7 protein-coding genes are annotated in these 12,595 nt (G+C 43.0%); 4 read left to right on the top strand and 3 right to left on the bottom strand.

Annotation, left to right across the window (positions count from 1 at the left end):
• Nucleotides 1-374 precede the first annotated feature (374 nt).
• Nucleotides 375-1,679 carry an inosine/guanosine kinase gene (locus K0625_RS24155; protein WP_220111907.1) on the top strand — a complete coding sequence of 435 codons (1,305 nt, stop codon included), beginning with the start codon at nucleotides 375-377 and terminating at the stop codon, nucleotides 1,677-1,679.
• Between the two features lie 69 nt (nucleotides 1,680-1,748).
• On the opposite strand, the gene K0625_RS24160 is transcribed toward K0625_RS24155, so the two are convergent.
• Nucleotides 1,749-3,059 (bottom strand): dicarboxylate/amino acid:cation symporter, encoded by a 1,311-nt coding sequence (locus tag K0625_RS24160; protein ID WP_220111908.1) that lies wholly within the window; start codon nucleotides 3,057-3,059, stop codon nucleotides 1,749-1,751.
• 216 nt (nucleotides 3,060-3,275) lie between these two features.
• Between K0625_RS24160 and K0625_RS24165 the strand changes: the two genes are divergently transcribed.
• Complete coding sequence (locus tag K0625_RS24165; protein ID WP_220111909.1) at nucleotides 3,276-5,702, top strand: Ig-like domain-containing protein; 2,427 nt, start codon at nucleotides 3,276-3,278, stop codon at nucleotides 5,700-5,702.
• 108 nt (nucleotides 5,703-5,810) lie between these two features.
• Here the strand turns inward: K0625_RS24165 and astB are convergent, their stop codons facing one another.
• The gene (gene astB, locus K0625_RS24170; protein WP_220111910.1) at nucleotides 5,811-7,148 is read right to left on the bottom strand and encodes an N-succinylarginine dihydrolase; all 1,338 of its coding nucleotides are present in this window, start codon (nucleotides 7,146-7,148) and stop codon (nucleotides 5,811-5,813) included.
• 403 nt (nucleotides 7,149-7,551) lie between these two features.
• Here astB and topA point away from each other — a divergent pair, with 403 nt between their 5' ends.
• Nucleotides 7,552-10,224 (top strand): type I DNA topoisomerase, encoded by a 2,673-nt coding sequence (topA, locus tag K0625_RS24175; RefSeq protein WP_220111911.1) that lies wholly within the window; start codon nucleotides 7,552-7,554, stop codon nucleotides 10,222-10,224.
• Nucleotides 10,225-10,494: 270 nt separating this feature from the next.
• Here topA and K0625_RS24180 read toward each other — a convergent pair whose 3' ends face one another.
• Nucleotides 10,495-11,268 (bottom strand): hypothetical protein, encoded by a 774-nt coding sequence (locus tag K0625_RS24180; RefSeq protein WP_220111912.1) that lies wholly within the window; start codon nucleotides 11,266-11,268, stop codon nucleotides 10,495-10,497.
• A 226-nt stretch (nucleotides 11,269-11,494) separates the two neighbouring features.
• Here K0625_RS24180 and cysB point away from each other — a divergent pair, with 226 nt between their 5' ends.
• A complete protein-coding gene (gene cysB, locus K0625_RS24185) occupies nucleotides 11,495-12,469 on the top strand; it encodes an HTH-type transcriptional regulator CysB (protein WP_012324435.1) in 975 nt (324 codons plus the stop codon).
• The last annotated feature ends 126 nt before the right edge of the window (nucleotides 12,470-12,595 follow it).

The following is a 12,595-nucleotide window of genomic DNA, read 5'->3' on the forward strand; positions in this document are numbered from 1 at the left end:
CTATGCTCTTCACTCGTTGCAAACCACATGGATGTGGTGAATGTCATTAATGCAGGAGCAATTAAAGACCTTGCCTCAGGACCGCTAAACTCTCGCTGAGCGATCAAATCTTTATACTGATTGGTATATGGATAAAAATTTGATCTGATAGCTGGTGAATTTTGCTGTGTGTGGTAGTATCTGCCGCCATTTATATTAGCTCACTCACCTTATTGCTAATATAAAATAGTTAATTGTCAAAATGTCTGATATTTTTCTGTTAGGCATTTATTCCAGATCGCTTCGAAAATGTAGGCTATAGGCTTCGCTAATGGGAGTCGGTGGCGCATTTTTTGAGGGTTTGAGTTACAGCTACCATTCAACGAGAGCATTACATGAAGTTTCCAGGTCAACGAAAGTCAAAGCATTACTTTCCCGTACAGAATCGTGACCCATTGTTGGCGCAATTGACGCAACAGCCGGAGCGATTTCCAACGTACATTACCGGCATAGATCAAACTCTGGTTGATATTGAAGCTAAGGTTGCTGACGAGCTGCTACAGCGCTATGAATTACCGAAAGGAAATTCGACCTTAATTGATGATGAAACAGCTCATGCTCTCTATATTGAACTGAAGAGCCAAGCGTTGATCAGTGACGAATTTGCTGGTGGAACTATCGGTAATACCGTCCATAACTACTCTATTCTTGCCGATGACAGATCAGTTTTGTTTGGTGTGATGAGCAAGAATATCGAAGTGGGTAGCTACGCGTACAGATACCTTTGCAATACCTCCTCTAAAGTTGATCTTAACTATCTACAGCCTGTAGAGGGGCCTATTGGCCGGTGCTTTACACTTATCTCAGAGTGTGGTGAGCGAACCTTTGCAATTAGTAAAGGCTCGATGGATAAGTTAAGTCCTGAGTTTATCAACAAAGAGGTGGTTCAAGGTGCATCTGCTTTAGTCTTAACGGCTTATTTGATGCGAGCTAGCGATGGTGATCAAATCACTCACGCTGCGTTAAAAGCGATTGAGTATGCTAAAGAAGCGGACGTTCCTGTAGTACTTACATTAGGTACCCGATTCTTGATTGAGAGCGATCCTCAGTGGTGGAAAACGTTTATCGAAGAGAATGTGACAATTCTTGCGATGAATGAAGATGAAGGTGAAGCCTTAACTGGGTTTAAAGATCCACTTCAGGCAAGTGAAGCTGCGCTTGAGTTGTGCGATCTTGTGTTAACGACAGCGGGTCCTCTTGGTCTATATATGGCGGGCTACACGGATGACTCAGAGAAGCGTGAAACCTCGCATACACTGCTGCCTGGTATTATCCCAGAATTTAACCGCTATGAGTTTTCTCGTCCAAAGCTAAAGTCGGACTGTAATATGCCAATTAAAGTATATGCACATATTTCGCCATACATGGGAGGCCCTGAAAAGATCCGTAATACCAATGGTGCTGGTGATGGTGCATTAGCGGCTCTGTTACATGACTTAGCGTCTAACACTTTTCATAAGGCGAATGTACCTGGTTCGAGTAAACATAAGCGTGACGGGCTCTGCTACTCCTCATTCTCACAGGTGTGTAAATACGCTAACCGCGTGGCTTACGAGGTGCTTGCTCAACACAGTCCACGACTATCAAGTGGTCTACCTGAGCGCGAAGACAGTTTAGAAGAGGCATACTGGGAAAGATAAACCAGTTTTGATCTTTGCTTAAATAAAAAAGGCGTCCAAATTGGACGCCTTTTTGCTGTTTAACACTATCTATTTAGCATGAAGTTGATCGTTAAAGCTACCTGCAGTTTTACCCGCTTGAGTATCATTAAATGTTGTTTCATCAAACTCATTTTCAGACTTTGCGATAATCACAGTTGCTACGCTGTCTCCGGTGACATTCACTGCAGTTCTGACCATATCTAGTAGTCTGTCGACACCGATAATCAGTGCAATACCTTCAACAGGGAGTCCAACCTGATTCAATACCATGGCTAGCATGATAAGTCCGACTCCAGGCACACCAGCGGTGCCTATTGAAGCTAAGGTTGCGGTAATAACGACCATGGTATAGTCGGTGATGGTCAGATCGACACCGTAAACCTGTGCAATAAATACCGTGGCAACACCTTGCATGATGGCGGTACCATCCATGTTAATTGTCGCGCCTAAAGGCAGTGTGAAGGAGGCAACTTTGTTGTCGACACCTAATCTGTGCTCAGCGGCTTCGATAGTCACTGGCAAGGTTGCATTGGAGCTCGCCGTGCTGAATGCAAAAAGCTGCACATCACGCATCTTACGGATAAAGATAAGTGGGTTAAGTCCCGTAAATAGCTTGAGCAGAGAGGGATACACGATAAATCCGTGGATAAGTAACACACCTAATACAACGAAGAAGTACTTCACCACACTACCGAAGGTTTCAAGGCCGAGTGTTAAGGCTAATTTGGCCATCAAGGCGAACACACCATAAGGTGCTAGCTGCATGATGAGTGTGACAACTCGCATGATCACTTCGTTAAGGTCGTTAAAAAGCGCTGCAACACGTTTTCCTCGCTCGCCAATATGAGATATAGCGAAACCAAAAATAACGGCAAATAGGATGATTTGAAGCATATTGCCTTCACTCATCGCTTGCAGTGGGTTGGTTGGGACAATATTGATCAATACTTCAGACAAGCTTGGCGCTTCTTTTGCGTTAAAACTAAGTCCTTCACTCACCAAGGATGCATTACCTGGATGGACGAGTATCGCGATAGAGATCGCAACAGAGATGGCAATCGCGGTAGTGAAGAGATAAAAGGCGATAGTTTTTCCACCTAAGCGTCCAAGTTTGGATGGATCGCTGAGTGAGCAAGTTCCACAAACCAAAGAGATGAAAACCAGAGGGACGACTAGCATTTTAAGGCCAGAAACGAAAACAGTACCAATTACGTGTAAAAAGCCCTCAGTAATATATTCATTGATAAAGCTGCTATCGGGAAATAAATTCCTTAAAAGTAACCCTAATATTATACCGGCTCCCATACCGATAAGTATTTTACTCGTGAGGCCGAGTTTCTTTGATTGAGTTAATGACATTGTGATTCCTGTATAATTATTATGCTTTTCAATTTGCGTAATAAGCCTAGCATGCAAAATTCGGCGAGGATATGGGTAAAAAGTTAAACTTTATTGGGTTTTTAAAGAAATAAATCAAGATAGTTATGGAAAAGTGACGGGAAATTTATGTAATCTTGTTCTATAAGTAATAGGCGCTTTGCTTAAAATTACACTCAGAGTAACAGGGAGTCTGACATGCAGTCAGCATATAAAATATTTACCGCATTCTTTTTGTCTTTTTTTATTATTGCATGTAGTGGTGGAGGGGGGATTTCTGATACAACAGATCCAAACCCTGAGCCTGATGAAGGCACCATATCAATTACATTATCTACCTCTAGTTCAGAGATTAATGCGGCAACACCAGCCACATTGACTGCGACAGTGACTAATTCTAAAACAGGCGTAATGACAAATACGTTAGTGACGTTCACTTTAAGTGATGACACATTAGGCGCTTTTAACCCAGGTACAGGAACAGCGTTAACAAATTCTAAAGGACAAGCTCAAATTGAGCTGGCAACTTCTAATATTCCAGGAGCCACAAGTGTTTCTGTTAGTGTCGAAGGCTTTACTGGGACTTCACCTACAGTTGGCGTAAACATGGCAGGAGATGGTGGAGATGCTGATGGTGGAGCTCTAGTGGTACTTACACTAACTGACGCTGCAGGCAATGCAACTGATTCTATTTCCACAACAAAACCAGGTAAGCTTGTTGCTACAGTCACTGGAACAAATAAACCCGTTATTGTGACATTTACATCTGCTAAGGGGGAGATTCCCATTGATGCAGCGGTAACTGTTGAGGGGGTTGCAATCGTTGATATTTATGCCGGAACAGACCTAGGTGCGGGTAAAGCGGTTGCTTCGCTTGAATCTGGTGAAGAGGGAGAGGCTATAGTCGTCGTTGGCGCTACAAATATATTCATGGGAAGTGGTGATCCATTTGTCTCTGGAGTTGCCTCAATCTCTACTTCACAACTTTCAGCTGGTGGGACTGCGACTGTTACTGTAAACCTTCAGGATGAAGATAGTAACCCGTTTAATCAGCCTGTAGAAGTTAATTTCACGTCGACTTGTGCCTCATTTGCAACGCCTCAAGCGATTCTTAGCACCCCAGTTACAGCTGTTAATGGCCAAGCTTCGAGTACATATTTGGCGCAAGGCTGTAGCGGTGATGATCAAATCAATGTTACTGCCAATGCTGGAGGACAAAGTTTATCTGCAAGTGCTAGCTTGACCATTTTACCTGCAAGTATTGGTAGCATTGTTTATGTATCGGCAACACCTGAAAAAATAGGCATCGTTGGGACAGGCTTACCTGAGTCATCAACTGTTATTTTCAAGGTTCTTGATACGAATGGTTTGCCTGTTAGTAATCAATTAGTTGATTTTAGTTTGAATACTGATGTGGGAGAGATTAAGTTAAACCCAACATCAGCAACGACAAATGATCAAGGTTTGGTTCAAACAGTAGTAGGTTCTGGCTCTGTTGCCACAGTGATACGAGTGACAGGAACCATTAGCGGCTCCGATCCAGCTATCTCCAGCCAGTCAACTCAACTGGTGGTCACAACAGGAATTCCTGATCAAGATAGCTTTTCTCTTTCGGCTTCAAACTTCAATCCTGAAGGCTGGAGTGAAGAGGGGACCGCAGTTCAAATTACTGCCAAACTTTCAGATGCATTTAATAATAGAGTTCCTGACGGCACATCAGTGACTTTTAGAACCGAAGGTGGTGATATCGTTGACTCTTGTTTGACAACAGATGGTGACTGTACTGTTGACTGGCAGAGTAAGAATCCACGTCCTTTCGGTGCTACCGTGCAACCACTAGCATTAGATGGACAGGGGCGACAATATTGGGATGTTCGTCAGCATTACTACCTTGGGCAACCCATGGGAGGAAGAGTGACAGTAACAGCTATAGCTGTAGGGGAGGAGTCTTTTGCTGATACTAATGGTAACGGGCGGTTTGATGCCAATGAAGTAACTGCTTTTCTGGGTAAAAATACAGCAGGTGATGATTTCGACTTAAATGAACCTTTTGAAGACTTTAATGAAGATGGTTTGTTTAACCCTGTAGAGGGGGCAGGTACAGGTGGTGGCGATTTAGAGGAGTTAATTGATTTTGACTCTGACGGCAGTTTTGACACAAAAGACACTTTGTATAATGGGGTATTATGTACTGAGCCTGCTCATGCTGGTTGTGCATCTTTCACGAGTCAAAGTACTAGCACATTTGTAAGGCAGAATCTTGTTTTGGTGATGTCTGGCAGTACAGCAATAGCCTCACAGCCCATAGTAACAGATAGTGCAGCAGATACTGGGGTTCATGTATTAGATTTAGCACCTAAGTCCATAGGTTACGTTGAACTTTGTATTTCTGATCTGCATAACCAACAGATGCCTTCAGGGAGTGAGATTAACTCAGTGACCTCTGTTGGTAATATAGCGACAACTAACCCTATTATTTGGCCTAACACTAATTTCAATGGAGCTAGGTGTGACACTGTTGCTGTAAAAGCTCCTGATGAACCTGAGGATGGTATTTTAACTATTAGCGTACAAACACCGGCAGGTCATGTATCAACAGTTGCTGTTATTGATATCAATATGTAGTTAGTGTTGGTCGTACTTGCTTTTGAATTTGAACATTTAATTAATAAAAAACCACCTGATTAAGGTGGTTTTTTCTTTTAACTTTTCTTTAGAAAGAAGATAAAGCTGCTACTTCTGGAACTGATACACACTGCCTAGCTTCATTATCTGTGTTAACTCATCTAATGCCGTTCTTGATTCGATTATTAATTGAGGATCTGCTAAGTCATCGACACTGAGACGATCGCGGTAGTGTTTATCAACCCAAGTATTTAAACGTGTAAATAGTGCATCATTCATCAGAGTATTTTGGTTAACCGCAGCTAACTCCATATCATTCATAGCAACTCGCAAGCGAAGGCAAGCAGGGCCGCCACCATTTTGCATGCTTTGCTTAACGTCAAAATAGTTAACCTGCTTAATCGGCGTGCCTAATGTGACTAGCTCGTTTAGGTAAGCAAATACTGCTGGATTTTCTTGACAGTTAGTCGGGGCGATAATGGCCATCTCACCTGAAGGTAGGGTGATTATTTGGGTATTAAACAGGTAACTCTTAACCGCATCTTGAATGCTGACTTTAGCCGTTGGGACTTCGATAAAGTGAACTTTTGAGTCGCCAAACTTTTGCTGTATTTCATCAAACTTATTTTGCGTATCTAAGAAAGCTTGTTGATGATAGAAAAGTACATTCTGGTTGCCTACAGCAATCACATCGTTGTGGAAAACCCCTTGATCAATCACATCAGGATTTTGAGGGAGGTAAACGGTATTCTCTTCACTTAATCCATGCAGGCGAGCGATCGCCTGGGATGCCTCTAAAGTTTGTCTCGCGGGATACTTTTGCGGTTTAGGTGCGCTGGGGTTCGTGGCTTCCTGCCCGTAAACAAATAGCTCTACACCTGCGTTACCATAATTCTCACACAAGCGAGTGTGGTTAGCAGCTCCCTCATCACCAAAGCTTGAGTGCTCAGGCAGATGTTGATGATGATTAAAGTAGCGTGAGTTATTAAAAGTGGCTGCTAGAATGTTCCCTGTTGTGACAGGTTCGATGCTACGGTGCAGCTTGTCGACTAAGTTTGCAGGGGTAAAATGGAGTTTTCCATCTTGGGTATCGGCACTTGGAGAAACCGTTGCTGCATTTGCTGTCCACATACTTGATGCACTGCAGCATGCGCGTAAGAGAGCTGGAGCCTCTTTAGCGGCTTTATTTAATATTTCAGCATCAGTCCCCGAAAAACCAATTCTACGTAGTGTATGAAGGTCTGGGCGCTCCTGAGGGGCTAGCATACCTTGAATCATCCCCATATCTGCCAACGCTTTGGCTTTTTTTAATCCCTGTTTCGCAGCTGATTTGGGATCTGATACGGCTGAAGCGTTACTAAAAGAGGCTACATTGCCAAAAGAGAGGCCAGCATAATTATGTGTTGGACCAACAAGTCCATCAAAGTTCGCTTCAAAGTGCTTCATTTATTATCCTTATGGTCTAGCAAGAGGGTATTTATCTGAATCAATAGGTTTTGCTGCCTGTTGATTATCTTGTTATTCATGTCCGTCTCGATTTGAGAAAGGGACGTGTTTGCTTACAGTAGTTGGGCTCAGTATACGTGAGCTTCCATGGTTAACAAGTTGTACCTAAACGCTGAAATTGTGACTTTTGCATTGAAATTCACAAGAAATCCTTGCTAGATGACTAATAATGAAATATTAGTTTTTAAATAAGCAAAAAAATATTTTACATTTTGTCTATGTATGCTTAAAAATTGGCTTAACGATACAAATAAAAGAGGGATTAACTTGAAACTATCGAGACAACACTCTATATATGGAGCCAATTTACAAATTTTTGAGACTTTTTGGCGCAGATCATTCTATGGGTAAATCGCTAGTTATTGTCGAATCACCGGCCAAAGCCAAGACTATTAATAAATATCTCGGCAAAGATTACATCGTGAAATCGAGTGTGGGTCATATTCGTGACCTACCAACATCCTCCACAGCTGAAGCGAACGTGGCGACTAAAACGCCTGCTGAAGTCAGGAAGATGTCTCCTGAAGAGAAAGCTATTTATAAGAGTAAAAGAGCGAAACAGGCGCTAGTTACTCGTATGGGGGTTGATCCTGAAAATGGCTGGAAGGCCAAGTACCAGACTCTTCCCGGCAAAGAGAAGGTGGTTAAAGAGTTGCAAGCGTTAGCTGCAAGTGCTGACCATATCTTTCTCGCAACCGATTTGGATAGAGAGGGAGAGGCCATTGCTTGGCACCTTCAAGAGGTGATTGGTGGAGATGCGTCTCGTTATCAACGAGTCGTGTTCAACGAGATCACTAAATCCGCTATCCAAGATGCCTTTAGTAAACCTGCCACACTCGATACGAATATGGTTAATGCGCAACAAGCGCGCCGTTTTCTTGATCGTGTTGTTGGTTTTATGGTTTCTCCTCTGCTTTGGAAAAAAGTGGCGAGAGGACTATCGGCTGGTCGTGTTCAGTCGGTTGCGACCCGTCTAGTGGTTGAGAAAGAGGGTGAAATTAAAGCTTTTGTTCCTGAAGAGTTTTGGGATATACATGCCAATTTAACAACGCTTACCAATGACGCGTTGAAAATGGAAGTGGTTAAGTTCCAGGAAAAAGCGTTTAATCCAGTTAATGAGCTGCAAGCTCAAACGGCTGTGAGTGCTTTATCACAGTCAAGCTTTGTGGTTGCAGCTCGTGAAGATAGGGCTACGTCGAGTAAACCTTCAGCGCCTTATATCACATCGACATTGCAGCAGGCTGCCAGTACCCGTTTAGGTTTTGGTGTTAAGAAAACCATGATGATGGCTCAACGTCTTTATGAGGCGGGTCATATTACCTATATGCGTACAGATTCAACCAACTTGAGTCAGGAAGCTGTAGACAATGTCCGTGAGATGATTGGAAAAGAGTACGGCGATAAATATCTGCCTGATGCGCCAATCCGTTACGGAAGTAAAGAGGGAGCACAAGAGGCTCACGAAGCTATTCGCCCCTCAGATGTATCTGTTCATGCCGCTGGTATGAAAGATATGGAGCGTGACGCGCAGCGACTTTATGAGTTGATCTGGCGTCAATTTGTGTCTTGTCAGATGACGCCAGCTAAATATGATGCGACTCGTTTAACTGTCAAAGCGGGTGAGTATGAGCTTAAAGCAACAGGCCGAACGCTACGTTTTGATGGTTGGACACGAGTTCAAACGGCCGTTAAAAAGAAAAATGAAGAGGACAATACCCTACCAGTTGTGGCTAAAGGTGACGTGCTCTCTTTAGAGGAGTTACTGCCTAAGCAGCACTTTACTAAGCCGCCTGCAAGATACAGTGAGGCTTCATTAGTTAAAGAGTTAGAAAAGCGTGGTATCGGCCGTCCATCTACCTATGCAACGATTATCTCAACCATACAAGATCGTGGTTACGTAAAAGTTGAAAATCGTCGTTTCTATGCTGAAAAGATGGGTGAGATTGTCAGTGAAAGTTTGATTGGCAGCTTTAAAGAGCTGATGAGCTACGACTTTACTGCAAGTATGGAGCAGACCCTTGATGATGTTGCGCAGGGTGAGCTTGAGTGGAAAAAAGTGCTTGACGGTTTCTATCAAGACCTGACCAAGCAGCTTGACCAAGCAGAGCTTGCACCGGAAGAGGGCGGAATGCGCCCGAATGAGATGGTGCTAACCGATATCAAGTGTCCGACTTGTGGCAGACCTATGGGGATCCGAACTGGTACAACAGGGGTGTTCCTTGGTTGCTCTGGCTATGCTTTGCCGCCTAAAGAGCGCTGTAAAACCACCATGAACTTAACCGCAGGTGAAGAAGCGGTCAGTGAAAATAGTGAAGATGCAGAAACCGATGCGTTACGCGCTAAACATCGCTGTGGCGTTTGTGGTACAGCCATGGACAGCTATTTAATCGATGAAACTCGTAAGCTTCATGTATGTGGTAATAATCCAATCTGTGGTGGTTATGAGGTTGAGTTAGGTCAATTTAAGATCAAGGGCTATGAGGGACCCATCATTGAGTGCGATCGTTGTAGCAATGATATGGAGTTGAAAAATGGTCGCTTTGGTAAGTACTTTGGTTGTACTAACTCAGAATGTAAGAATACTCGTAAGCTGCTAAAGAGTGGTGAAGCTGCGCCGCCAAAGGAAGATCCTATTCACCTTCCTGAGCTAAAATGTACTAAGTCAGATGGTTACTTCGTATTGAGAGATGGTGCTGCCGGTATCTTTATGGCTGCAAGTACCTTCCCTAAATCACGTGAGACTCGTCCGCCATTAGTTGAAGAGCTAGTGAAGTACCGTGAACTATTATGGCCTAAATATGCTTATTTAGCAGATGCTCCAGCTGAAGATGATGATGGTAACAAGTCCACGGTGCGCTTTAGCCGCAAGACCAAAGAGCAGTATGTTGCAACAGAAGTTGATGGTAAAGCGACAGGCTGGACATCAAAATTTGTTGATGGCAAATGGGTGACTGAATCTAAAAAGAAAGCCAAGCCTAAAGCGAAACCTAAAGCTAAGGCGAAAGCCAAGAGCTAATAGAGGGGAGTACTCCTGTTTTAGCAGCATTAAGCCTCGATAGTTTTCGGGGCTTTTTTTATGCCCTTAGTATACCAACCAATCTCTGAGTTGATGCTGCTTGCTATGCCTCAAGAGAAAGTGACGCTCTGTTCAAGTTAGCATTTTACCTGATAGCTTTACGGTTGATGGCAGAGAAGTATAGCCACTATTGGATATAAAGTTAGGGACAAAAATTAGGTACAAAAAAAACCAGCGATTAAGCTGGTTTCTAAAGGGGGGGAAGTGGAGTTACCACTTTTTCTTGGGTTGGAACAGGACGTCGATATCCTCCTCCTCTTTATTTTGTTGTACTACGGGAGCAGCCTCTTTTTGCGCGCCCATCACTTCATCTAACATGGTTTTTGCTTCATCGACCTTACGACCAATAAAGGGATCGTTGGGCGTCTGCGCCTTAATCGCATGCAAGGTTGACAGTGCCTTAGTGACCATCTGTTTTGCTGAGCCATACTGTTTAGTCGCACAAGCCGTTCTGGCTCTGGAAAGCATTGAATCAACGTTAATACGCAACTGAAGGCTATCGATTCTAGCTTCCTCTTCAGAAAAGGTCGTTGTGTCGACTTTCCCTTTATTGTGCTCAGCTCTTAAAATAGCTTTAAGTTTCTTTAATACTTTAACTAAATCTAGTATCTGTTTGTCATTGTCAGGTAACCTAAACCCCTCGATTGGCGGAGAGTTTTTGGGGTTTGAACTGATATTGGTAACCTGCGAGCTAATATCATTTAGGCGACGTTCATAATCTGGAGCTTGGTTTCCAGCTATGTTTTTAGCGTGTTTCAGGGCATCCTGTACACGTTTATAAAGCACCAATACAATTTGAGTAGAGCAGGGGAACATACCTGTGAGAGAGAGAATCTCCTCGGTCTCATCAATAATGGCTCGCTGTCTGGCTAATTCAGCTCTGCGTTCAGCTTCCGCCTTCTCTTTTTGTTGTTGAACAACATTAACCCCGATAACAAGAAATAAGAGAGCACCAATAAGGACCAGAACCAAAGTAAATATCATAGGTCTACCATCAATTAAGCAATTCTTTTAATGCTACTATAAATCAACAGTCTAGCATAGTTATCTTAGCTTAGGATTTTGCTAATGTCGTGTGATTCTCGTGAACTCTATGTTATATTCCATATTGATTTAATTTTTAGCATGAACTATAACTAATTCTTATAATTAATTAAGCGTATAGATTAAAACCTAAGCAATGACTTGAGGTTAAATTGAAGGATAAAAGATGAAGCTACAGCAACTCAGATATATTGCCGAAGTGGTTAATCATAACCTCAATGTGTCGGCAACAGCTGAAAACCTTTATACATCGCAACCAGGGATCAGTAAACAAGTTAGAATGCTTGAAGATGAGCTAGGTATCCAGATTTTTGGTCGTAGTGGTAAGCATTTAACCCATGTGACACCTGCCGGTGAGCAGGTGATAAGTATTGCAAATAACATCCTTGGCAAAGTTGAAAGCATTAAAAAGGTGGCTGAAGAGTACACTAAGCCTGATCAAGGTGAGTTAAATATTGCAACGACAGACACCCAAGCTAGATACGCATTGCCAAACATCATTCGGGGTTTTATTGAGCGTTACCCCAAAGTCAATCTACATATGCATCAAGGCACGCCTTCTCAAATTAGTGAACTTGCAGCGCGTGGTGATGCTGATTTTGCCATTGCAACTGAGGGGATGCACCTCTACTCAGATCTGATCATGCTGCCTTGTTATCACTGGAATCGCTCAATCGTGGTGAAGCGAGATCATCCTTTGGCCTCACGTAGCAACATCAGTATTGAAGATCTAGGGCGTTTCCCACTTGTGACCTATGTGTTTGGTTTCGATCGTGAGTCTGAGATTGAGAAATCTTTTAATAGCGCAGGGCTGGAGCCAAGAGTGGTGTTTAGTGCCACCAGTGCGGATGTACTAAAAACCTATGTTCGTTTAGGGCTAGGTGTGGGGGTTATCGCTTCTATGGCTATCGACCCAGTGATGGATAGAGATCTTGTTGCAATCGATGCAAGTCACCTGTTTGGTCACAGCACTACGAAAATTGGTTTCAGAAAAGGAAATTTCTTAAGAACCTACATGTATGAGTTTATTGAACACTTTGCTCCCCACCTCACAAAAGAGGTGGTTGAGAAAGCGGTAGGTTTAAGAGATCCACAATTGATTGAAAATATGTTCGCCAATATAGAGTTGCCCGTACGTTAATTTTCAGCCCTAAACCACCTACTTCAGTAGGTGGTTATCATCAATTAGGCTTTGCCTGAATATCTACTCATGTTAATTGAACTCTAACTTTTAGCGAAGTCATAGAGGATAAAAAACATGAGTAGA

Source organism: Shewanella nanhaiensis (assembly GCF_019457885.1).
Lineage (GTDB): Bacteria > Pseudomonadota > Gammaproteobacteria > Enterobacterales > Shewanellaceae > Shewanella > Shewanella nanhaiensis.

What these genes read in the sequence shown, in the direction of transcription:
- K0625_RS24155 (WP_220111907.1), top strand. Translation starts at nt 375, where the DNA reads ATGAAGTTTCCAGGTCAACGAAAGTCAAAGCATTACTTTCCCGTACAG.
- K0625_RS24160 (WP_220111908.1), bottom strand. Translation starts at nt 3,059, where the DNA reads ATGTCATTAACTCAATCAAAGAAACTCGGCCTCACGAGTAAAATACTT.
- K0625_RS24165 (WP_220111909.1), top strand. Translation starts at nt 3,276, where the DNA reads ATGCAGTCAGCATATAAAATATTTACCGCATTCTTTTTGTCTTTTTTT.
- astB (WP_220111910.1), bottom strand. Translation starts at nt 7,148, where the DNA reads ATGAAGCACTTTGAAGCGAACTTTGATGGACTTGTTGGTCCAACACAT.
- topA (WP_220111911.1), top strand. Translation starts at nt 7,552, where the DNA reads ATGGGTAAATCGCTAGTTATTGTCGAATCACCGGCCAAAGCCAAGACT.
- K0625_RS24180 (WP_220111912.1), bottom strand. Translation starts at nt 11,268, where the DNA reads ATGATATTTACTTTGGTTCTGGTCCTTATTGGTGCTCTCTTATTTCTT.
- cysB (WP_012324435.1), top strand. Translation starts at nt 11,495, where the DNA reads ATGAAGCTACAGCAACTCAGATATATTGCCGAAGTGGTTAATCATAAC.